The sequence below is a fragment of the Bradyrhizobium sp. SRL28 genome, from assembly GCF_018596315.1.
Classification (GTDB): Bacteria; Pseudomonadota; Alphaproteobacteria; order Rhizobiales; family Xanthobacteraceae; genus Bradyrhizobium.
This window is the reverse complement of the sequence record NZ_JAHEAG010000027.1, coordinates 76,080-96,870: the sequence shown is the minus strand read 5'-3', so window position 1 is coordinate 96,870 and position 20,791 is coordinate 76,080. Positions and strand designations below refer to the sequence as shown.

The following is a 20,791-nucleotide window of genomic DNA, read 5'->3' as shown; positions in this document are numbered from 1 at the left end:
ATCGCCGTTCGTCCTATGTCGGAGGCTGAAGACCCTTTGAGCTGAGCCACTCGGCTCATGTGGGAGGCGGTTTCCGCAAGCCGCGCCCTACGAATAAACCGGTCGCGCTCCACTCCAGGTGGGGTGCCTCGGGCTTCTTTCCGCAGACGCTCGGCTTCTTCCGAAAGGCGGTTGTCGAGGGGATCGATAGGTGAAACGCTTTCCTGCATGGCGGGCTCCTTTCCCTGCCTGCGAGAGGATGACGGGCGCAAAGGGCGGTCTCATCACCGATAGCTGACCGTGACTGGAACATTTTGCGCCGGTTCCACCTGGGCCGCCACCGGTTTATTTCGTTTTTACCCAGGGAACTTCGCGATTTAGGCGAACATTTATAATTCGCATTCTGGTCAATAATGACCAGCGCACTGCGGGGCGAAAAGCGGATAAAGCCATGTCGCTAATCCCCCCAAGGCGACAACTTCAGAAGGGCCTCAGCGCCGCCGCTGGGGCCTTTTTCTCCGTTTCATGCGTACAGTTCGGCGCAGCGGCTCCCGTCCTGAAGGGATTGGATCCTACTTCAGCCTATTGATCGCGAATGAGAAATTTACTTGAAGCACCGGGCCGGTCTCGTCTCTGACCTCAATTGCCATCCGGTGGTTTCGATTACCATCATAGCTGGGTCCGCGGACCGCATCCCCAGCCATTTCCGCCAGAGATTGTGTGGCTTCCTCCTGTACGGCCGCGACGTCGCGCAGTTCCAGCCCCTCTTCATCAACTGCTAGATTGTCCTCGTCGCGCAAGTCCAAATAGTAATGGGGCATCGGCTCTCTTCCAGGCGGCTCCACTCCAGAGAAGAACCAGATCGTTGGTTCGTTCCAAGCTAACAAAAGGAAACCCGGCCTCAGGCGAACAGCTCGGCGCCGGCCGGCGTGAAGGTCACGAAGGTCCCGGAGTCGTGCATCACCAGCCAGCCGCGCTCGACGCCGTAACGACCGGGCTGCCGGTTGCCCAGTTCCTTCAATTGAGCAGCTTGCCGAGCTTCTTGATGATCTCTCGCTGGTCGCTGGCGTATTCCTCAGCGACACGCCGGGCCTGGTCAGTGCGTGTCGGGAGCGGTTTTTCGTCGGTCATGACCTGACGGCTAGCTGAGGGACAGAGGCAATTCTTGACCTAAATCAAAGGAAAGCCATGCATCAGCTTAGCGCCGCGTCCCAAGCAACTGAACGGCCCCAGCCTGGGAGCAGAACAGTGGGGCCGCAATTCCAATGCGCCATGCAGGGGGCGTCGTCGCGCCCCGCATCAACGCGAACGGTTACAAGTCCGTTCCGGGCGAGCCTTAGACAGCCTCGTAAGCTGTTGGCTGCTTTTCAGGAGCCTTCGCAATTTTGAATGTTACGGGGAAGGTGCCTGCCGCCAAACGCTTGTAATCCGATTGCACCTCGGAAGACGCCTTTCAATAAATTGGCGCTCAAGATCCGTCAGCTTGGTTTGGAGCAAGCGTCGGTAGCGGGCGATATTATTGCGATGGGTGCGCAAGCGGGCAATGTTTTCGTCCATCATCGTCGTCGCAGGCCAGTTGATGCTGGCGCCTGTCACCCAACTGGCGCGTTTGAATGCCGGCCCCAGCCTCGGCATAGGAACGAACTTTCAACGCCTCGCGTTGAATCCACGCTCCGTGAGGCGCGTACCATGAACAACACGGATCACGACACGGTATTGCGAGCTATGGAGGATGCCAGGCGCATCCTCGGAGAATACATCGCGCCACCGACGCCTACGGACCGAGCCTTGGGGTTGATTTTCTTGAACAAGCGGGTGGTTGCTCGGTTCCTATTTGGGAGGCTGCAGGCCACACGGTGGCACAGCGAGGCGTTTGGTCTAAGCGAACAACTCCGCGCCCGCGGGCGTGAAGGTGACGAAATTTCCTGACTCATGCATCTTGAGCCAGCCGCGCTCGATCGCGAGTTTGAGGCCCGCGCCGTACTCGGCCGGGCTGCCGCGATCGCGGAAGAGAAACGGCTCGTTGATTTTCTCGATGTGGATGCGTCCTTGAATTGGCTCAACGCCGTTGGCAATCTCGAGGATCCGGCGCGCAGCCTTTTCCGGTTCGGCGTACGTTCGGGTGGTCGCGTACTTCATGCGGCGGCCTTGTCTTCCTTGTCGACACCGCGCGCGACGATCCTGATCGTCGGGCAACGGCCGCTGTAGCGCCTTGGCTTCATCCCACGGCGCGCGCATCCAGATGTCGCGTTCTTCGTCAGTGAGCAAAATAACGGGCATGGCTTTCGGGTGGATCGGCTCGACGACGGCGTTGGGAGACGTGGTGAGAAAGCCGTAGACGAGGTGAGGGCCGGGGACCGGCTTCGATTTCGTCCTACGGTCACCCTTGAACTCGGTCCAGATGCCGGCGAAGCAGGTTAGCGGCCGATCATCATTGATCGCGAACCAGACGACGTCCTTCTTCCTCGTCTCGGGGTTCGGCTCCGGCGCATATTCCGCAAAGCTGTTGAACGGGACCAAGCGGCGGTTCTCCGGCTTGAGCCAGCCGCGCCAGTGCGGCGACGACGGGTTGCGGATGTTAGTGACCGGGTATCCACCGGCTCGTGGTGGCGGCGGCATGCCCCAGCGCATCATCGTCATTTCGAGTTCGCACATTTTCGGCAGCCGGTATCGCCAATCTCTCCAGTGTTAATCCGTCTTAATCGGCAAGTCCCGCAGCTTTCGCACGTAATAGCCTTGCCTCTGAACCGCTGACTTAATCTCGTCACTGACTTTGACAACCTTCCTTTTGGACTTGCGCCATCGCCCGAACGTGCCAACGGGTATGGGAAGTCCCCTACTAACGACGAGCAAATCGCGCTTTCCGCTTAAATAAACGTCGAACATATGCCACCCCCGAGACAATGAACGTTATCGCTTCGGAGCGAAGTATCGCGTTGCGAGAATACAACACCAAGCCCCTTGTTCGCCGCTTCACCGCAGGGCTCGGCGCTCCGACAATAGCATTTGGCCATCGGCTTGTGTCCTGTGAATAGCGGGGAATACTGTCGGCGACCTCACAACCGAGCGTGGTTTTTTGCTTGGATGTCGCTCGCATGTCACGCGCGTATAGCAACAGTTTGCTCGACCAGTACGAGCAGGATGTGGACGAGATCGTCGCCGCCTGTAACGGTGATCTGCGTGGCGCTATCAAAGCTCTGATGCTCGTGAACGAGCAGTTGGAACAAAGACTTTGGCTAATGAGCGCAGAACTCGTTGAGCGGCTGCCTGATCATCGGGTGCTGAAGTCGATGCACTAAGCTGGACCGGCCCGATCGTCATTCAGAACCGAACCTGCGAGCAATCCTTGCAGCGCATGTAGCGTTCCAGTGCATGGATCGGCGTTGTCTTCGGTCGCCGCACGATGTCGAGCGCAACGGTCTGGTGCGTGTTGCAGCCAAGGCATTTCACTTCGATATAGCCAAACCCGGCGTTGATTGCGTCGCCCAAGGCGGGGGATGGCTGCGCCGGACCCTGAAAGCCCAGCATGCGCTTGTTCCACGCCTCGCAAGCGAGCCAATCGGCTTCCTTGCGTGCTGCCGTCGCCCGCTCTGCCGCCGCCCGGACCGATCCGCCGTGAATCCTTTCGCGAGACTTGGTGCCCATCACTCATCAAAGCGTGTCCAGCCCTTGGGCGCAAATCACCCAATGGCTGGTGGTCGACCGTGGCCGGAACCACGGCGAATTGTGGGTGTGGGCAACGACGTGCAACCTCGATGTCGGATGTTCGGCACGTGTCGCGCCAAGCTGACGATGTTGGTTGATAGGGGCAAGGCGGGTCTCAAACCGCGACTGCTCTCGCACGAGCCATAGCAGTAGTGGTAGCAGCCGCGATCACGTCCCCTGATTGTTCGGAATCAGTAGGAAGTAAGTAAAATGGTCGCTGTTGCCCCCAAGGTGCGGCGGGCTTTTTGCGAGTTGCGTTATTGCCCAAGCGTATTTCAGCCATGCCAGGGTTCATTAAACCCCAGCTTGCAACATTGAAGTCCAAGGCGCCCAAGGGCGACCAATGGCTGCATGAGATCAAGTACGACGGTTATCGCGTCCAGGTCCATCTCAACCGCGGACGGAAGAAGGCGTTCACCCGCAATGGGCTGGATTGGACGAACCGCTTTACCGCGATTGCCGGCGCCCTCGCCATTTTCAGGCGAAGCCATCATCGACGGCGAGGTGGTGGTCGTCCATGAAGGACGCACCAACTTTTCCGAACTCCAGGCAGAGCTTGCCGCCGGCAGGCAAGGCAGACTGGTCTATTACGCCTTCGATCTCCTCTGGCGAAATGGCGATCTCCGCGGCCTCCCACAAATCGAACGCAAGCAGGCGTTGCTGGACCTTCTCGGCGAGAACGATGTCGAACTACCGGTTCTCTATTCCGAACACCTCACCGGAGACGGTCAGGTGATGTTCGAACATGCCGCCAAGCTGAACTGGGAAGGCATTATCTCCAAGCGCCAATCGTTGTAGATTGTAATCCCAATCATGATCATCGAGCCGGCCGCGACCGCCACCGAGCAGATCACCGGCCATTCTTCGAGGACGGCGACAATGGCTGCCCGCCCGCCAAGGTTTCTCTTCATATGCGCGAAGCGGCAGCCTGCCACACCCATTCGGAAGCGCCGTTTGGCCCGAGCAGGTGGTTTGCCTCTAACAACACGAAGTGCTCGTATTTTGGCACGCTGCAATTATCTAGCTGTCATGCTTAAAAATGCGTTTAACCCCGCCTTCCGAACCGCGGCCTAAAGGTTCCGGCCGGCAAAGAAATGGCTTCACAGCGCCTATCGAGGCTGCCGGTTTGATCGCTGGGTCAAGGTCAAGACCCGGACCATCCGGCGACGCGTTCGCCGTCATTTGGTGGAGTGCTGCCGGGATCGAGCCTTGTCACATGAATTAACCGGCCGACGCCTGTTCTGGCGACACAGTGCGACGGCTTGCCATGAAGATCTTTCCAGGATGCCTGGCGTTCGGCAACCATAAGAACATCAAGGACTATGCGCGCGCGATGGCATTTATCGCCATCGATGAAGCCACCAAAGAGCCGCTTGGCGTCGTGCGACTGCATGCCGACGCAACCCATGAGACCGGCGAGTACGCGATTCTGCTGCGATCGGACCTCAAGGGCAGGGGCCTGGGCTGGTCCTTGATGCAACTGATCATCGAGTACGCCAAATCGGAAGGCCTGAAACGGATATCCGGACAAATTCTCCAGGAGAATGCCGTGATGCTGAAAATGTGCCGGGAGCTGGGATTCGAGATCAAGGCCGATCCACAGGATCGCGGTTTGCGCGATGTTACACTGACACTCGAAAGCCGCTAGGAAGCGAGCGATATCGTCCACGTATGACGGGCAATCTGCTCATCTTCCTGCGAGGGGAGAACCCTCACTAGGACTTTCGATGGGGCCGGACCAAGGCTGACTCCGGCCCAGGACAAGCCTGCGCAGATCGATCCTCGGACCGCACCGTCATTTTCTCCAATCCCTCCGGTAAAGACGATGAGATCGATGCCGTCGAGAACGGCGATCATTGCAGCGATCTGCTTGCGCACAGAATAGCAAAACATGTCGATCGCCAATCGTGCGTTGTGATTTTCGGGTGAGGCTTCATGGAGGCGCCGCATTGTTGCTGCTGGTTGCGGAGATGCCCATCAGCCCGGATCGATGATCGATCATGTGTTCCAGCTTGGCCGCGTCGAACGTCAGTTCGCGCATCAGGTAGACCAGAATGCCCGGGTCGAGATCGCCACTCCGGGTGCCCATGATTACCCCTCCACTTGGGGTTAATCCCATGCTGGTATCGATGGACTTTCCGTCCTTGACGGCAGTGACGCTGGCACCATTGCCGAGATGAGCAATGACCAGGCGGCCCGGGACGTTGTCTCCAAGTTGATGCACGATTGATTCGCAGGAAAGGCCGTGAAAGCCGTAGCGTTGGATACCCAGCGATTGCAATTCCTGGGGAACTGCAAGCACACGGGCGACATCGGGCATTCCAGCATGAAAGGTGGTGTCGAAACATGCCACCTGCGGAAGTCCCGGAAAATGTTCTTGCGCAAAGCGGATAACCGATACGGCAGCGGGGGTGTGCAGCGGCGCAAATGCGGCCGCGCATTCCAGTTGCTGCGATACCATTTCGTCAATCAGGCAATGCTGCCGGAGCTTCGGGCCGCCATGCACGACACGGTGCCCTATCGCTGCCGGCGCGGGCGTTTTTTCCTCTTCGAAGAAGTTCCCGATGCGGATCACCGCATCCCGTTGGCTGAGGATGGTTGCTCTGTCGTGCACCAGCACATTTCCTTGCGAGTCCCGCACCTGAAATTGGCTGCTTGGCTCGCCGATCGATTCCGCAACGCCCGTGAACAGCGTGTCCGTCCGCGAGGCGCTAACGCGGTATAGGCCGAATTTGAGCGAGGAGGAGCCGCTATTGAGGGCGAGGGCGATAAATTCCGATGGTGTGCTGCTCATGGCATCTCCAACGTCAAGCGTCTCACGCGCGCCAGCGCCAGTCGCGAACCTCCGGCAGGTCGTCGCCGTTCTCGCTGATGTAGAGCTTGTGACGTTCCATCGAGGTCCAGTACCGCTCCGTCGCCTTCTTAACCTGGTCACCGAGCCTGGGGATGCGCCGGATGGCGTCGAGTGCGAGCTGATAACGGTCAAGGTTATCAGCACGACCATGTCGAACGGCGTCGTGGTGGTGCCTTCATCCCGAAAGCCCCTCACATGAATATTGTCGTGATTATGCCGCCGGTAGGTCAGCTTGTGAATCAGGGCGGGATACCCGTGAAAGGCGAAGATCACGGGCTTGTCGGTGGTGAACAACTCGTCGAAATCGTGATCCTCGAGTCCGTGCGGATGTTCTGATTGCGGTTGCAACACCATCAAATCGACCACGTTGACGACCCGGATTCGGATGTCCGGAACATACTCGCGCAAAAGGGTTACAGCCGCCATCGTCTCCAGCGTCGGCACGTCTCCCGCACATGCCATCACGACGTCCGGGTCGCCGGCATCATTGCTGGCCCAATGCCAGATGCCTGCGCCGACCGTGCAATGGCGCGTCGCCGCGTCAATATCGAGCCACTGCCACTCCGGCTGCTTTCCGGCGATGATCAGATTGATGTAGTTGCGGCTGCGCAGACAATGGTCTGCCACCGATAGCAGGCAGTTTGCGTCCGGTGGCAAATAGATGCGGACAACATCGGCCTTCTTGTTGGCGACATGATCCATGAAGCCGGGATCCTGATGGGAAAAGCCATTGTGATCCTGCCGCCAGACATGTGAGGTCAACAGGTAATTCAGCGAGGCAATTGGCTTACGCCAGGGTATTTGCTTGCTGACCTTGAGCCACTTGGCGTGCTGATTGAACATGGAATCGATGATGTGGATGAACGCTTCGTAACATGAGAACAGGCCGTGGCGTCCGGTGAGCAGATATCCTTCGAGCCAACCCTCGCACATGTGCTCGCTGAGCATTTCCATCACGCGGCCGTCTGGGCTGAGATCGGTCTCGATCGCCTCGACCTCGGCCATCCACGCCTTGCCTGAGACTTCGTAGACGGCTTCCAGCCGGTTGGACGCCGTCTCGTCCGGGCCAAAGAGCCTGAAATTCTGTTTGCTCAAATTGAGCTTCATCACGTCACGCAGGAATGCTCCGAGTAACCGCGTGGCCTCCGCTCTGACGCTGCCGGGCGTCGGCACCGCCACGGCGTAATCGCGGAAGTGGGGCATCGATAACGGTTGAAGCAATTCTCCGCCGTTGGCGTGCGGATTAGAACCCATGCGGCGGTGACCCGTCGGCGCGAGCGCTGCCAACTCCTCGCGGAATTTCCCGCGCTCGTCGAACAATTCCTCCGGCCGGTAGCTCCGCAGCCAGGCTTCGAGCTGTTTCAGATGGTCGGGCTTTTGAAATCCGCAATCGGAACCTGATGTGCCCGCCACGTACCCTCGACCGGCTTGTCGTCGACGAATTTCGGACCGGTCCAGCCCTTGGGCGTGCGAAACACGATCATTGGCCAGCGTGGGCGCTCCAGGCGTTTGTCCCAGATGGGAGCGCGGGCCGCGCCCTGGATAGCTCGAATCTGAAACAAAACTCGGTCGAGCGTCCCCGCAAGACTTTGGTGCACGAAGTTGGGATCGTCGTCCTCGACAAAATGCGGGTCGTAGCCGTAGCCACGTAATAGTTCGGTCAGTTCTTGCCGGCTAATGCGGGCCAGCACGGTCGGGTTGGCGATCTTGAACCCGTTCAGATGAAGGATCGGAAGCACCGCGCCATCGCGGGCCGGATTGAGGAATTTGTTGGAGTGCCAACTGGTGGCGAGAGCGCCAGTTTCCGCTTCGCCATCGCCAATAATGCAGCTGACGATCAGATCGGGATTGTCGAAAGCAGCGCCATAGGCGTGAGCCAACGAATAGCCGAGTTCACCACCTTCATGGATCGAACCGGGCGTTTCCGGCGAGACGTGGCTGGGGATCCCGTAGGGCCAGGAAAACTGCCGGAATAGCCGTTGCAATCCGTTCCGGCTGCGCTCGATCGCAGGGTACCGCTCCGTGTACGAACCTTCGAGATAGCTGTGCGCGACGATGCCAGGACCGCCGTGGCCCGGACCGATGACGTAGATCATGTTGAGATCATTGTCTTTGATCAGGCGATTAAGGTGCACGTAAAGGAAGTTCAGTCCTGTAGTCGTTCCCCAGTGCCCGAGCAGCCGAGGCTTGATATGTTCGGGCTTGAGGGCGGTTTCCAACAGTGGATTTTCTTGCAGGTAGATTTGACCGACTGAGAGATAATTCGCCGCGGACCAATAGGCGTGCATTTTCCGGAGCAGGTCGGGCGATAATGTATCTGGCATCAATTTTCCAAATTCCGTTTGCTGCGGTCACCCAGGAGGGGGCATCGCATTGGCTGTCCATGTGATCAGTTCTGTCGCGATGCTTGCGAAGGCGTCATTGAAGGCGGCGACGGCTGAGGCGGGGTCAGGTTTGTCGAGCTTCCTGCGTTGTTGAAAAAGATGCGAAGCCACGACTTGCCCCTCCTTGTTCAGAACCCGCGCTGAAAATCCGATCTCTGCGGTTGGTTCTGGATCCGTATTGATCTGAAAGCTTCTGACGTCGACCAGTAGCTGAGGATTTGCTCCCGGATTGTCGGTCGAGCGGAGTGGCGCATGGGCGACATCGTAGTTTTCGAAGCTCTGAATGAGCTTGGCTTGCAGCATCTTCGGAATGCTGTCGGCCCACTGCGCGTTCGAGAACCCCGGTAGGTCCCTGTTCGGCGCAATCAGGAATCGCTGCGTGTCCAGCAGCAGGATCGCCGTCGGTGTCGGCATCACCAGTTGCTCGTTGAGCGGCGTCCTTGGCGAAGCAAATTCAGAGGGAAGGCTGAGGTCGTAGAGGGTCTTTGGGATCGCTGGCTCGCTGCCTCCCGTCATCTTGACAAGGCCGGCCACGATGGAGTCGAGGCCGCCGGTATTCTTGGCGAGCCCTTCCGTAAAAATCTTCAGATTGGCGATCGTACTTTTGAGCGGTTCCGCGTTTTCAGCCAGCACTGAATCGACCCGCCCGAGTGCGTTGCGGGCAGCCTGCGTCATGCTTTGACCGGCCGCCGGATCGGCGACGAGCACTTTCATATCCGTTGACGCACCGACCTCCTTGCCACCCTCCAACGTGATCACGGGAACGCCGGTGAGACCCTGGAAGTCCAGGCCAACCTTTGTGTCGGAGTGCACCGGAGTACCTGATGCGACGGCGATGGTCGCATCTACCTGCCGCGGGCTGTCCGCGACCAAACCTAGATTGGTGACCTCTCCAACGCGGATTCCATTAAACAGCACCGCTGCGCCTACAAGTAGTCCCGAGACGGACCCCTCGAACTGGACGTGATGCACCGTCCGCGCGCCGGTTCCGGCAGTGTTGTGCAGCCAATAGACGAATCCAAAGACTGCACCGATCGCCGCCAGGACGAATGCGCCGACGACGATAAAGGGAGCGCGGGTTTCCGTTTGTCAGCTCGATTCTGGTTGCAGCATCAGGGAGCGCTTGCCATGGAAGTACGCTTTGACCCATGGGTGGTCGGAACGAAGCAATTCGCGCATCGGGCCGATCGCAACGATCTTGCCGTCCGCGAGCGCCGCGACGCGGTCACAAACAGTTTTCAGGCTGGCAAGGTCGTGGGTCACCATGAAGACGGTCAGCCCGAGCGTTTCCTGCAGTGTTCTGATCAGGTCATCGAAGTCGCCCGCCGCTATGGGGTCCAGCCCGGACGTCGGCTCGTCGAGAAAAACGATTGAGGGATCCAGCGCGAGCGCACGCGCCAAGGCTACGCGTTTTGTCATTCCGCCCGAGAGTTCGGACGGAAACTTCTCGCCGTCCGCTGGCGTCAAGCCAACCATTTCGAGCTTGGCGGTCGCAATCTCGTTCAATAGCGACTCGGAAAGGACGAGGTTTTCTCGAAGTGGAAACTGAATATTTTGCAGTGCGGTCAGAGAGGAAAACAGCGCGCCCTGCTGGAACAGGATGCCCCACATCGCAGCGGTGTGAACGTCGCGACCGTGGCTGTTGTCAATATCGATGCCCATGACCTGGATACGGCCGCTCCGTTTTGGAATAAGCCCGATAATGGTCCGCATCAGCACGGATTTGCCGCCGCCGGACGCGCCGACCAAACCCAGTATTTCGCCTCTGCGAACGTCAAGGGACAGCTGGTCGATCACGGTTTGCCGGCGGAATCCCACCACGAGATCGCTCACGCGAATGGCAAATTGCTCCCCGGATCCCTGCATCGTCACATTCCAATCGATGCAAAGAAAACGGCGAAGGCGCCGTCGAGGACGATGACGAGAAAGATCGATTTGACGACCGAGATTGTCGTCTGTTTGCCCAGGGATTCCGCGCTTCCCTTGACCCTCAAACCCTCGCTGCTTGCGACGATGCCGATCACCAGCGCCATGAAAGGCGCCTTGATTATTCCGACTTCGAAATGCGTCACGGAAACGGCTTCGTGAAGCCGGGCGAGAAATATCGCCGGACTCATCCCGCCATAGAACCACGCCACGAGGCCGCCCCCGTACAAGGCGGCCATCGAGCCGATGAAGGCCAGGATAGGAAGCGCCAGGACCAGCGCAATGATGCGGGGAAGTATCAGGACCTCGACAGGATCGAGGCCCATGGTGGACAGCGCGTCGATTTCCTCGCGCATTTTCATCGAGCCAAGTTCGGCGGTGTAAGCGCTTCCGGATCGGCCGGCGACCATGATGGCGACAATCAGGACGCCGATTTCGCGCAGGACGAGAATTCCAACCAGATCGACGACATAGGACTCAGCGCCGAACTTGCGGAAATGAAAGATGCCTTGCTGGGCGATGATTGCGCCAATTAGAAAGGTGACCAGGGCCATGATCGGTATCGCCTGCCATCCGACCTGGTGCAGGTGATAGACTAGGGATTTCAACCGGAGCGAACGCGGCCTTCGCAAGACGCCGAGACTGGCCGAGGCTAGGGCCCCCAGCATCTGCAGAAAGACGGATATATCCTCCGCGGCGCCGAACGCGGAACGGCCGATGGTTTCCAGTCGCTCGAGGACGGGATTTTGGACCGGCCGGCTGGCGGGCTTGCGGCGGTTGACTTGCCGAATGTCCTCGATAAGACCCTCATGACGTCCGGCGACGCCAACGAGGGTTGCTGGATGGCCGGAGTCGGAAGCGCCGCGCACGATCCTTTCCAGCAACCATGCGCCCAGCGTGTCGAGTTCACGCACATCGGCCATGTCGATCTTCAGTTTCTGGGTCTTTTGGACACTAGCCGGGACGAGATTGATCAGACGTTCCAGGGTGGCTGCATGAACAGCTGTCCACGAACCGCTTGGACTAAGCACCAACGTCTGGTCTTGGGTTGCTGTACCCAGCAGGGGAGGCGTACTCAATCCTGTTGCCGGTCAAAAATGCTTCGTTGGGACAGGTATCCGCCCACGGCGCATTCAACGAAGGCGCGCGCGAGTTCATGGATGCGGGCTTCGCATGCCAGTCTTGTATGATAGGAGCTTCCGTTTGGCACTGGGTCTCCTGTTCTGCTACTCAGCAAATTCGAGTAAATACCGCCGTGGGTCGGATCAAGGGGTGATTATCAAATTGCGCGGATGCGGCTCGCCGGTGTTGCCACTCAACCGAGATCATCTGATAAGCACTGAGGGCGGATTGAGTTCCCCCAAAGCAACGCTCGTCAGCATTGTCTGGCCGTTGAAGGTCGGCGTTGCCGGGCATACCGACGCTTTCGAGTGACTTATGATCAAAATTGCTCACAACAACAAAAATAAATGGAGCAGGATCAAACAATGTCGCGGACAAAGGCATTGTTTGTCTGACGGCTTGTTAGAAACGGTGTTGGTTTTAACGCGCCGACCCTCTCTGTTGTAGCAAAAAGCGATTCTGGCGGCCGTACGCCATAATTCTCGAATCCAGATTGGTTCACCACCATGCCCGATGGCTCCGCCACCGCCCATATCTATCGTCCGAAAATCTTCACCGTGTTGGTGGAAGGATATAATCTCGACTGCTTTCGCCGGGATATGTTGGCCGCACTTACCGTGGCGATTGTCGCTCTCCCGTTGTCAATGGCGATCGCTGTTGCCTCAGGCGTTTCGCCGGAACGAGGGTTATATGCCGCCGTCATTGGCGGCTTCCTGGTCTCGGCGCTGGGTGGCAGCCGCTATCAGATCGGCGGTCCCGCCGGAGCGTTCATCGTTCTTGTCGCAGCAACAGTCACCAAATTCGGCCTGGAAGGGCTGCTGCTTACCGTTTTCCTCTCCGGATTCATGCTGACCCTGATCGGGCTGCTGCGGCTTGGTTCGCTCATTCGTTATATTCCGCATGCCGTAACCGTCGGCTTCACCTGCGGGATTGCAGTCACGATCTTTGCAAGCCAGCTCAAGGATCTCGGCGGCCTGAAATTGCCCGGTGCCGAACCTGGACAGCTGTTGCCCAAGCTCGCGATGCTTGGTCAGGCGTTACCGACCCTCAGCCCGGCCGCATTCGCTATTGGCGCAGGCTCCGCCACCTTGATCTTCTTGCTGCGACGCTTGCTGCCGAACTGGCCGGGAATGTTGATTGCCGTCGTGCTTGCCTCGGTAGTCGCCTGGATGTTCCATTTGCCGGTCGAGACCATCGGCAGCCATTTTGGTCAACTCCCGGATGGCGTGCCGCCCCCCCGATTGCCATCATTCTCGACTTCATCTGTGCTTGACGTGTTGCCGGCTGCGTTCTCTTTCACCCTTCTTGGGGCGGTCGAAAGCCTGCTGTCCGCCAAAGTGGCCGACGGCATGACAGGACGCAAGCACCGCTACAATATGGAGGTCGTAGCGCAAGGCGTCGCAAACGTCGTTTCTGCTATATTCGGCGGGATCAGCGTGACCGGAACCATCGCGCGCACGGCGACCAATATTCGTGCCGGCGCATGCAGTCCGATCTCCGGCATAGGGCATGCCGTCTTTATCCTGGTTTTCATGTTGGTCGCAGGACCGTTGGCGAGCTTCATCCCCTTGTCCACGTTGGCCGGTGTGCTGGTGGTGGTCTGCTGGAATATGGCGGAGAAGGAAGATTTCCTTCTCCTGCTTCGCGATTGGCGCGGCGCCAGCGTGCTGATGGCCACCTTCGGCCTTACGCTGATCGAGGACCTTACCTTCGGTATCATCGCGGGATGCATGCTGGCGGCGTCGTTCGCGATCTTCGACCGAGTCAAGCGACGACAACGAGTGCATTCCTGAGAAATGCCTGAGTCTGCTAAGGCGTACGAATTTGTTGTGATCGAAAGCAGACCCGGTGGAATCTCCGGTTCTGGCGCGAGGCGGTCATTCGGCAAGTGGGTGATGTCGGCTAAGTGGCAATATCGGAAGTGGGACTGGATCAAAATCGACTCATAACGGTGGGCCGATACAAAACTACGCGGCTGCAAAAGTGGCGTGCGTAACTGAGACTTTTGTTCCCAAGGCTCCGCTCAATGTCACCACTTGTGCATCAAGCGTTAACGACGCCGGTACCAAGCCCGGTTTTCGGTTGAGCGAACACGCCATCAGGCTTGCCGGAGCCATTGTCGGAGACCGCAAGCCGCCAATCTGTTCCTGACACATCATAAGCAACAGTAATCTCACCAGTCTTTGTCGTCTCGTTGAAGGCATGCTTGAGGGAGTTGATAACGAGTTCGGTGACTATCAGGCCGATGCTCTCTGCATCGCGCCTCGTGGAATTTCCCCCTGTACCATTGAATTTGATCGAAATCGACCGATTGTCACCAATCATCGATTGCGCCAGAGCCGTGCAGAGCGTCGCAAGATACGGTCCCATCTCGATGATCGAGTTGGCGACAGAACCGTGCAGGTGCTTTTGAACGGTGGCAACCGAGATGACCCGGTTGTGAGCGTCTTCCAAGTGACGGCGGGTTTCTTCTGACTCTACTGTTCTTGCCTTAAGCATGATTATGCTGGCGATGATTTGCAGACTGTTGACAACACGATGTTCCAGCTCCTCTAGAAGCATTTCCTTCTGGCGTATCAAATCATCCTTTTCGTTTTCGAGGATGCGTTTTTCTGTAATGTCCTCAATGCCAAGCAGGATCGTGGAGTGTGAACCCTTCTCATAAAAGACTTTACGGGCATTCAGGAGCATCGTGCGCTGGCCGATGCTCGGGAAATCATGCTCGACTTCGTAGTTTTCCATAGCTCCCTGCTCGGGAACGATTTTTCCAAGCAACAAACGAAGCTTCGGAATATCCCATTGACCGTCTCCGAGGTCATAGAGAAGTTTGCCCTGAGTGTCGTCGGCATTGACTTTGAACGTCAGATAGAAAGATCGGCTCGCAGCAACGACCCGAAGATCCTGATCGAGGACAATAAGAGGTTCTCGAACCGTGTCGACGATAGCGTGCGCAAGTATCCAGGCATCCTGGACCTTGGGAAACTGCTTTCTGAACATGTTTCTGAACATGTTGGATGCCCTCGGGAGTCTACCCAACTCTCAGTCCGCGGCGCGCCCATCTGCTGCCGAAGATAGCTCTACTTTACACCCACTATGCGCGGTCGGCGACGCAATTTGATGCCTTGAAAACAGCCGAACCGTCCCTGCGCTAAAAGCAGACTTGGGCGCAACGCCCGGTTCTGGCGGATATTGTTGCAAAGTCTTTTTGGGGTAGCGAACGAGAATTCTTAGGGCCGCTGATGCGTTTTGCGCGCTGCGGCGTGAGGGACCACATCGTTTCATTCAAAATCGATCACGGACCTTCGTAGGTTGAGCAGTCGATCGTCAAGCGCGGGAAGGTACGCACGGGCAACCTCTGGCACCCGATGGTAGGCAACAACATGCAGCAGTTCCGTAACTCCATTCTACCGGTGCGACAATGCCGAACTCGCCAAGGTAAGCCCCGAGCGAATTAATCACCGCGGTCTGCTGGCGGATGAACAGATGGCGTGTGCATCAGGCAGATCTGCTGCTCAGGCGTCTTGGTTGGCACGAACCGCATGTTGGCTCGGGTAGCCACCTCGCAAATCGCCTCTGCGTCAGCCGCATCAATCTTCTGCCGCTAGACGCAGGGCGTCACGTAAGCTGGCGGCATCAGCCGAACGATATGGCTGAGGGCCTGAAGTTCGCGTGACCAATAGTGACACGAGGCACAGGCCTCAATGCCCACCGGATATGGTGGCAACTTTTGGAAGAACGCAAGTACAAAGCGGCGCTTCAACTGCCGGCGGACCAACACCTGGCCGGCGGCATCACCGTGCACATGGAAGACTGACTTGGCGATGTCCAAACCGATCGTCGTGACCGTCTGCATGGCTCGCTCCTCTGAATACTGGAAGCTTTAACAGCGCCCACATCCGTGGCCCTCACGCGCCCATGGAGGAGCCGTCCACAGCATCAACAGTGGGCGAGACGCTGGCCAAGCGGTCGTTTTGCGGACGATCTTAAGAAAAGTGAACGCGAGACGCGGTACTTGAGTTGGTGGCCCGCGTCCGCCCATAGCGTCGATCCAACGCGGGGATATCAGCGCCGCTCGAACGCGCGACCAGTGGCGATTTGACCCATCTCCGAAATGGACACTTCAGCTCGCTTTCCCGCGTCGATTGCCTATATGTCTAGGTATCACCGCGCCGCCTCCTGCCACTATCGGTGACTGAGAGCTTGTCGCTCCCGCCATTGTCATCGCGCAACTTCGCTCAAGATCTGAGCGGTCATCGCATTGCTTTGAGGAGGAAGCCTTGGCCTTCAAAGATATTCTTGTGGCATTGACCAGCTATCCCGAACCCTCTCCTTTATCCGTGGTCGACGACGCGATTACTATCGCTGCGGTCCTCGGGGCACATCTCGCAGCACTCTCATGCGAAACGCACGTGCAAGTGCCGGGACATTTCCTTTCGGGTTCGTTCGCCCATATCCCCGGAATCATCGCTGGTGAAGGCGCCAAGAGCCGGCAAAATGCACAGGACCTGCTTGCCGCATTCGACAAAGTTGCGGAAAGGGCTGGCGTTCCTCACGAAACAATCCTTGGAAAATGCACGTCAACTGATTTCCCGAGCCTGCTTCTCGATTATGCGCGGCTCCGCGATCTGACCATCATCCCAGTGGCGGAATCATACGAGCAAATGTACCCGGAGGCGGTTATATTCGGGTCAGGCAAACCTACCATGGTCTTGCCCAAGACTCTCCGGACACGCCCATTCGAGCTGGGAACCGTCGCTGTGGCGTGGGACTTCAGCCGCGCCGCCGCCCGTGCGGTATCGGACGCCCTTCCACTTCTTGAAAAAGCGAGAAAGGTCCGTGTGGTCACGATTGTCGATGAAAAACACATGGACACAAAGCATTCTGCCGAAGAACTCGCGAAAAATTTGGCCCGGCACGGAATCGACGTTGTTCTGGACAGGGTTGAAGCAAAGGGCAAGCCGATTGGCAGCGTTCTTGAATCCTATACTCTGTCCAACGCGGTGGATTTGCTGGTAATGGGTGCTTACGGGCACTCGCGGCTGCGGCAATTCATCCTTGGGGGCGCTACCAAGAGCCTTTTATCGAAACCACCGCTTCCGATCCTCTTTTCACACTAACGACGAGCGCTCGTCAGCGCGATCATTGCTCGACAGCCATATTGAGTGATGATCCGAAAGAGACTCGCGATGAGCAGGGCGATTGTGCTGTGACACCGCGAGGTAAACTTATCAATTTGTCCGGGTAATCTTTGCCGCAAAGCCGCCGAATGGCTTATAGGACTGCTTTGCAAGATCACCGTACAGTACGCCAATCGTCTGTGATTCTGTAACGAAGGTCTCGTAGGCGGTTTTGGCGAATTCGGTTTGCACCTCAATCGCATTTTCGAGCGACTTCGCGCCACAGAGCTTCTCAACAAACAGCTTTGTGTCTTCAAGCGACTTCTTCGTGTAGTCACCGTAAGCAGCGGCAATCGCCAGGAAGGGGTTGGATGACGCGGCCCCTGTATGTTGAATATGATTTGCACGTGACATTTTGGACCGTCCCTTTGTTTATGAGCTTTCCTTCATTTATCTAACAGTGAACCAATGACGCGCCCCACCAATGGTTGCTCCGAAATCGCGGTTCCCGCTTGTTCGTTTGGCGGTGCATCTGCGTTCGTATGATGATCTCGGAATTGAGGCGTATGCTCGCCGTGTAACGCCAGAGCAATAGCCGTTGAATTCGCGGCAATCGCCGTCTCTTCGGCAAACGTCTGATCGGCCGCAGTTGGGTAAACGGCTGATCACCCGCCGCCGGGGATTAGGAAGCCTGCATAAGCGGCCAGATTCTCCACGAAAATACGGTCATGCTGAAAATGTGCAGGGAATTGGGATTCGAGCTCAAGACCGACGCCGAGGATCCTGGTCTGTGTGCGACGTCACGTTCACTCTCGAAAGTTCCTAGCAAGCGATCTTGCAGACGAGCAACGTAAGCTTCTCACGGGCTGTTTGAGCGGTAGGGTATCCCTCGTTTGGCCTGCGAGGGTCATCGATACTCGTCTGTCACTTGCCCAAATCGGCGAAGCAGATGCTTATCGTTAAATTTGCCAATCTCGAAATCGGTAGTGCGGCTGTACGCTACAGAACCAGCATGGCCAAATACCTTCCAAAGCCCTTGCGCACGTTGTATCGCGGCGGCAGGGCTTGGGCAGTCAATGGGGTCACCAGCAGCAATGCCGCCGCCGTCAGCGAAATCAAAAGGCAGTGCCAAGAAAAGAGTGATTGCGGCCATACGCTCGCACTTTGTAAGTTTACCTTCGCGCACTCCGGCGGGAGGCATCGTCTTAATCGGCGAGAAGCACCAAGGTTCCTTGTCTATTGCGACGTCGGCCACGTTTTTGGCACGGCCGTCTGAGGAGAATGGCTTAGTGTGTCGCGTCTTTGCCGCTAAGTCGCAGCGGTCACGGCCTCGAGCGGACATATCGGCTACTGTGGTGACCGGGAGGCGCGAATGGACGTGTCGGAGTTTGTCGTCGCAGCGCTGCTGCTGGAACTGACGCCTGGTCCAAACATGGCATACCTCGCGACGTTATCGCTCACGCGAGGGCGGGCTCCCGGCTTGGTCGCAACTATAGGGATCGCGTTCGGACTTGCAGTGCACGCCATCTTTGCAGCACTCGGCGCGGCAGTGCTGATCCAGCAGTTCGCTCTGATTTACGAGGTCCTTCGATGGATCGGCGTTGCCTATCTCTTGTTCCTCGCCTGGGAGGGTTGGCAAACCCAAGCGGAAACCTCGCCGGGCCGCGTTGATCTGCGCAGAACAGCAGGTCCGCTGTTCTTGCGCGGATTTCTGTCAAACGTCTTTAATCCCAAATCGGTCATCTTCTTTGTATCCGTGGTCCCTCGGTTCGTGGAGACGGAGTCCGGCGCTTTGGCAATCCCGATACAGATGGCCGTGTTAGGATGCCTCTATGTCGGCATAGCCACAATGGTGCACGCAACCATTGTCGTGATGGCAGTTCAGTTGAAGCCGTTGCTTATAGATGGAAAGCGACGGGACATAACGCGCCGAGTTTTATCCGTGGCCCTCGCCTTCGTGGCGGTATGGCTGGCTTGGACCACGAGACGTTGAACTCGGACCCACTTTACTCCGATTTCGCAATGGAACGAGCGGCCAGTGCCAAGTCACTGCGTCGTGTCCTCTGTTGGCGCTTTTCGGACCTCGCGCGATGTCCGACTTGAGTCCGCTATGCGCGCCAAGGCGGACATAGGCCCCGGCGACCGGGAGGCGAGACGTTGTGTCCACGATGCCCGATCCCGATCCCAACCCATTCGCCGATTGCGACACCATCGTCTGCTACGGCAACGCCAAGCCCGCCGACACACACACACACACACACACAGCGTGATCCATTGCATCGATGGCGAAATTATCGGGTGGCTGGAGCGTCAAGAGCGACGCAGGCGTGACACACGCAAAAGCCGCCAAGGTTTTCCTTGACGGCTCGTGCCGTTGCATTTGCGTAGAGGTACTGTGTCGAGCGGTGCTCGAACGCAGCCCGTGCTCGCTCTTATTTGGACGCACGCGTCCTTCAATGAGGCGGTGGGTGCGTTGCCAGTGTATCGGGCCAACGATCCCCGATCTTTATGACATGTGACTGGCGGCGATGCTCTTCAAGCCAGCACTGCTGTCCCATTCGATGAAATGGCAAAAGCGCGGTTTTTAATTGAGCGCCCCGCGATCATCATCGCCGACTAAGCTCAGCAACCGATCCGCCACGATGCCAAGCTCGCAGCCGTTTACCATCGTATTCGCCTGCCAGACGTGGCTCTCTCGCGTTCCGATCTGAATGCCTCGTTGGGGCTACAAGTCGACCGGTATGAGGCGTCGTCTGGGCGGCCGTATGCTCAGATCGACATTGCAGATCACGGAGATAAATGGGCCGCTGCTCTCAACCTTATCCAATCAATTCGCGCCTTCATTCCGGGGCTGGTTTCGGGGGGGCGATTGGAACGCCGAGCTTACTTGCTGTGAAGGCCGGTGATTTCTCTGGGTTCAGCGCCCGGGTACTCAGCCACGATAATCCAGTCGTCGTCCGAGTTACGGACAGGTCTGAAGGTCACTTTTGTTTTTGCCATGGGACACTATGCAGGCAATACCTTAAAAAGTGAACCCGCCCTACGGAAAGCAAAAAACCCCGCACGGGCATGGGCGGGGCTTTGAGATTGGAAGGTATTCAATAAGTCCTGTCCCGCGATGCGCACTGATGGCTTTTGCGTTGCGCTAAGCCGCCGTTGCTTGCTCGTGCGGCGCTCGCTCGGCGAGACGCTGTTCAAGGGCGTCGATGGTCATCTTGAGATTATCGCGCCGCTCGATCAGGGTCCTTGCCAGCATTGGATACTTGACATCAGACCGGTCGGAAACGCCGCCGCGCTCTTCTTGGGCCGCGATCTCGCATTCGATCAGTTGAACGGTGCGGACAAGATCAGCCAGTATCTTACTAATCACTGCAGTTTCGCGCGCTGTCTCAAAACGAGGCTGCATACTCATTTGGGTGCTCCGAATGACTTAGTTCGGCACAACCAGAGATTAGTTGCCGAACAATTGAAGGACCCATCGCAAGTTGTTGGCCAATAATGACCCGTAAGAACACGGTCATCGAAACCCGTGGGCCGCGGGGGGCTTCGGTCCCGCGCTCACGCCGACGGCGAACGTCTCAAGCCTGCCGCTTCAACCCGGCGGGTTCTTTTTTTGATGTAGCAGGCGCGGCAATCTGCGGGCTCTCTCTCACCGGCCGCTGGTTTCGAAGTACGGCCGAAGGAACCGGCCGGGAAAATCGAGC

19 protein-coding genes and 4 pseudogenes are annotated in these 20,791 nt (G+C 57.7%); 7 read left to right on the top strand and 16 right to left on the bottom strand.

Translation table 11 applies throughout. From position 1 onward, the window contains the following. The 4 genes and pseudogenes from KIP88_RS33780 to KIP88_RS33765 all read right to left on the bottom strand — a co-directional run. A partial coding sequence (locus KIP88_RS33780) for a hypothetical protein (protein ID WP_308163693.1) occupies nucleotides 1–209 on the bottom strand: 209 nt, incomplete at its 3' end. A 342-nt stretch (nucleotides 210–551) separates the two neighbouring features. Further along, a complete protein-coding gene (locus KIP88_RS33775) occupies nucleotides 552–800 on the bottom strand; it encodes a hypothetical protein (protein ID WP_214492463.1) in 249 nt (82 codons plus the stop codon). Nucleotides 801–1,857: 1,057 nt separating this feature from the next. Beyond that, nucleotides 1,858–2,118 carry a hypothetical protein gene (locus KIP88_RS33770; RefSeq protein ID WP_214492462.1) on the bottom strand — a complete coding sequence of 87 codons (261 nt, stop codon included), beginning with the start codon at nucleotides 2,116–2,118 and terminating at the stop codon, nucleotides 1,858–1,860. Then, nucleotides 2,115–2,628, bottom strand: a pseudogene (locus KIP88_RS33765) (SOS response-associated peptidase family protein); the annotation flags it as partial. The gene KIP88_RS33770 and the pseudogene KIP88_RS33765, both read right to left, overlap by 4 nt. Before the next feature lie 446 nt (nucleotides 2,629–3,074). On the opposite strand from KIP88_RS33765, the gene KIP88_RS33760 reads away from it, so the two are divergent. Further along, nucleotides 3,075–3,278 carry a hypothetical protein gene (locus tag KIP88_RS33760; protein WP_214492461.1) on the top strand — a complete coding sequence of 68 codons (204 nt, stop codon included), beginning with the start codon at nucleotides 3,075–3,077 and terminating at the stop codon, nucleotides 3,276–3,278. A 28-nt stretch (nucleotides 3,279–3,306) separates the two neighbouring features. Here the strand turns inward: KIP88_RS33760 and KIP88_RS33755 are convergent. After that, a pseudogene (locus KIP88_RS33755) lies at nucleotides 3,307–3,624 on the bottom strand (hypothetical protein); the annotation flags it as partial. Between the two features lie 320 nt (nucleotides 3,625–3,944). Between KIP88_RS33755 and KIP88_RS47925 the strand changes: the two are divergent. The 3 genes from KIP88_RS47925 (at nucleotide 3,945) to KIP88_RS33745 (ending at nucleotide 5,332) form a co-directional block, all read left to right on the top strand. Then, complete coding sequence (locus KIP88_RS47925) at nucleotides 3,945–4,205, top strand: hypothetical protein (protein ID WP_283848548.1); 261 nt, start codon at nucleotides 3,945–3,947, stop codon at nucleotides 4,203–4,205. Continuing rightward, entirely contained in the window at nucleotides 4,192–4,482 is a 291-nt protein-coding gene (locus KIP88_RS33750; protein ID WP_308163692.1) for a hypothetical protein, read from the top strand. Before KIP88_RS47925 ends, KIP88_RS33750 begins: the two co-directional genes overlap by 14 nt. Before the next feature lie 454 nt (nucleotides 4,483–4,936). Continuing rightward, complete coding sequence (locus KIP88_RS33745; protein ID WP_374226539.1) at nucleotides 4,937–5,332, top strand: N-acetyltransferase family protein; 396 nt, start codon at nucleotides 4,937–4,939, stop codon at nucleotides 5,330–5,332. Here KIP88_RS33745 and KIP88_RS47920 read toward each other — a convergent pair. The 6 genes and pseudogenes from KIP88_RS47920 to KIP88_RS33715 form a co-directional block, all read right to left on the bottom strand. Further along, entirely contained in the window at nucleotides 5,329–5,634 is a 306-nt protein-coding gene (locus KIP88_RS47920) for a hypothetical protein (protein WP_214492459.1), read from the bottom strand. The genes KIP88_RS33745 and KIP88_RS47920 overlap by 4 nt on opposite strands. Beyond that, a pseudogene (locus KIP88_RS33735) lies at nucleotides 5,618–6,439 on the bottom strand (acetate/propionate family kinase); the annotation flags it as partial. The pseudogene KIP88_RS33735 and the gene KIP88_RS47920, both read right to left, overlap by 17 nt. 61 nt (nucleotides 6,440–6,500) lie before the next feature. Beyond that, nucleotides 6,501–8,862, bottom strand: a pseudogene (locus KIP88_RS33730) (phosphoketolase). A 27-nt stretch (nucleotides 8,863–8,889) separates the two neighbouring features. Then, nucleotides 8,890–9,987, bottom strand: coding sequence for an ABC-type transport auxiliary lipoprotein family protein (locus tag KIP88_RS33725; RefSeq protein ID WP_214492470.1), 1,098 nt, complete (start codon nucleotides 9,985–9,987; stop codon nucleotides 8,890–8,892). Nucleotides 9,988–10,011: 24 nt separating this feature from the next. Further along, the gene (locus KIP88_RS33720) at nucleotides 10,012–10,788 is read right to left on the bottom strand and encodes an ABC transporter ATP-binding protein (RefSeq protein ID WP_214492457.1); all 777 of its coding nucleotides are present in this window, start codon (nucleotides 10,786–10,788) and stop codon (nucleotides 10,012–10,014) included. Nucleotides 10,789–10,790: 2 nt separating this feature from the next. Continuing rightward, on the bottom strand, nucleotides 10,791–11,927 hold the full coding sequence (locus KIP88_RS33715; protein WP_214492456.1) for an MlaE family lipid ABC transporter permease subunit: 1,137 nt from the start codon (nucleotides 11,925–11,927) through the stop codon (nucleotides 10,791–10,793). Between the two features lie 549 nt (nucleotides 11,928–12,476). Between KIP88_RS33715 and KIP88_RS33710 the strand changes: the two genes are divergently transcribed. Continuing rightward, complete coding sequence (locus KIP88_RS33710) at nucleotides 12,477–13,763, top strand: SulP family inorganic anion transporter (protein WP_214492455.1); 1,287 nt, start codon at nucleotides 12,477–12,479, stop codon at nucleotides 13,761–13,763. Nucleotides 13,764–14,013: 250 nt separating this feature from the next. Here KIP88_RS33710 and KIP88_RS33705 read toward each other — a convergent pair whose 3' ends face one another. Continuing rightward, a complete protein-coding gene (locus KIP88_RS33705; RefSeq protein WP_308163691.1) occupies nucleotides 14,014–14,979 on the bottom strand; it encodes a histidine kinase dimerization/phosphoacceptor domain -containing protein in 966 nt (321 codons plus the stop codon). Nucleotides 14,980–15,571: 592 nt separating this feature from the next. Further along, nucleotides 15,572–15,823 (bottom strand): hypothetical protein, encoded by a 252-nt coding sequence (locus KIP88_RS48580; RefSeq protein WP_214492454.1) that lies wholly within the window; start codon nucleotides 15,821–15,823, stop codon nucleotides 15,572–15,574. Nucleotides 15,824–16,247: 424 nt separating this feature from the next. Between KIP88_RS48580 and KIP88_RS33695 the strand changes: the two genes are divergently transcribed. Further along, nucleotides 16,248–17,087: a universal stress protein gene (locus KIP88_RS33695; protein WP_214492453.1), complete on the top strand. Its 840-nt coding sequence runs from the start codon at nucleotides 16,248–16,250 to the stop codon at nucleotides 17,085–17,087. Between the two features lie 111 nt (nucleotides 17,088–17,198). Here KIP88_RS33695 and KIP88_RS33690 read toward each other — a convergent pair whose 3' ends face one another. Both KIP88_RS33690 and KIP88_RS33685 read right to left on the bottom strand, forming a co-directional pair. After that, the gene (locus KIP88_RS33690) at nucleotides 17,199–17,501 is read right to left on the bottom strand and encodes a phasin family protein (protein WP_214492452.1); all 303 of its coding nucleotides are present in this window, start codon (nucleotides 17,499–17,501) and stop codon (nucleotides 17,199–17,201) included. Between the two features lie 493 nt (nucleotides 17,502–17,994). Then, nucleotides 17,995–18,342: a hypothetical protein gene (locus KIP88_RS33685; RefSeq protein WP_249791204.1), complete on the bottom strand. Its 348-nt coding sequence runs from the start codon at nucleotides 18,340–18,342 to the stop codon at nucleotides 17,995–17,997. 117 nt (nucleotides 18,343–18,459) lie between these two features. Here KIP88_RS33685 and KIP88_RS33680 point away from each other — a divergent pair, with 117 nt between their 5' ends. Continuing rightward, the gene (locus KIP88_RS33680) at nucleotides 18,460–19,080 is read left to right on the top strand and encodes a LysE family translocator (RefSeq protein ID WP_214492451.1); all 621 of its coding nucleotides are present in this window, start codon (nucleotides 18,460–18,462) and stop codon (nucleotides 19,078–19,080) included. A 1,152-nt stretch (nucleotides 19,081–20,232) separates the two neighbouring features. Here KIP88_RS33680 and KIP88_RS33675 read toward each other — a convergent pair. Continuing rightward, nucleotides 20,233–20,499 (bottom strand): hypothetical protein, encoded by a 267-nt coding sequence (locus tag KIP88_RS33675; protein WP_214492450.1) that lies wholly within the window; start codon nucleotides 20,497–20,499, stop codon nucleotides 20,233–20,235. Nucleotides 20,500–20,791 lie beyond the last annotated feature (292 nt).

Bases quoted from the DNA above. Each gene is read 5' to 3' on its own strand.
- KIP88_RS33775 (WP_214492463.1), bottom strand. From the start codon at position 800: ATGCCCCATTACTATTTGGACTTGCGCGACGAGGACAATCTAGCAGTT.
- KIP88_RS33770 (WP_214492462.1), bottom strand. From the start codon at position 2,118: ATGAAGTACGCGACCACCCGAACGTACGCCGAACCGGAAAAGGCTGCG.
- KIP88_RS33760 (WP_214492461.1), top strand. From the start codon at position 3,075: ATGTCACGCGCGTATAGCAACAGTTTGCTCGACCAGTACGAGCAGGAT.
- KIP88_RS47920 (WP_214492459.1), bottom strand. From the start codon at position 5,634: ATGCGGCGCCTCCATGAAGCCTCACCCGAAAATCACAACGCACGATTG.
- KIP88_RS33720 (WP_214492457.1), bottom strand. From the start codon at position 10,788: ATGCAGGGATCCGGGGAGCAATTTGCCATTCGCGTGAGCGATCTCGTG.
- KIP88_RS33710 (WP_214492455.1), top strand. From the start codon at position 12,477: ATGCCCGATGGCTCCGCCACCGCCCATATCTATCGTCCGAAAATCTTC.
- KIP88_RS33705 (WP_308163691.1), bottom strand. From the start codon at position 14,979: ATGTTCAGAAACATGTTCAGAAAGCAGTTTCCCAAGGTCCAGGATGCC.
- KIP88_RS48580 (WP_214492454.1), bottom strand. From the start codon at position 15,823: ATGCAGACGGTCACGACGATCGGTTTGGACATCGCCAAGTCAGTCTTC.
- KIP88_RS33690 (WP_214492452.1), bottom strand. From the start codon at position 17,501: ATGTCACGTGCAAATCATATTCAACATACAGGGGCCGCGTCATCCAAC.
- KIP88_RS33680 (WP_214492451.1), top strand. From the start codon at position 18,460: ATGGACGTGTCGGAGTTTGTCGTCGCAGCGCTGCTGCTGGAACTGACG.
- KIP88_RS33675 (WP_214492450.1), bottom strand. From the start codon at position 20,499: ATGAGTATGCAGCCTCGTTTTGAGACAGCGCGCGAAACTGCAGTGATT.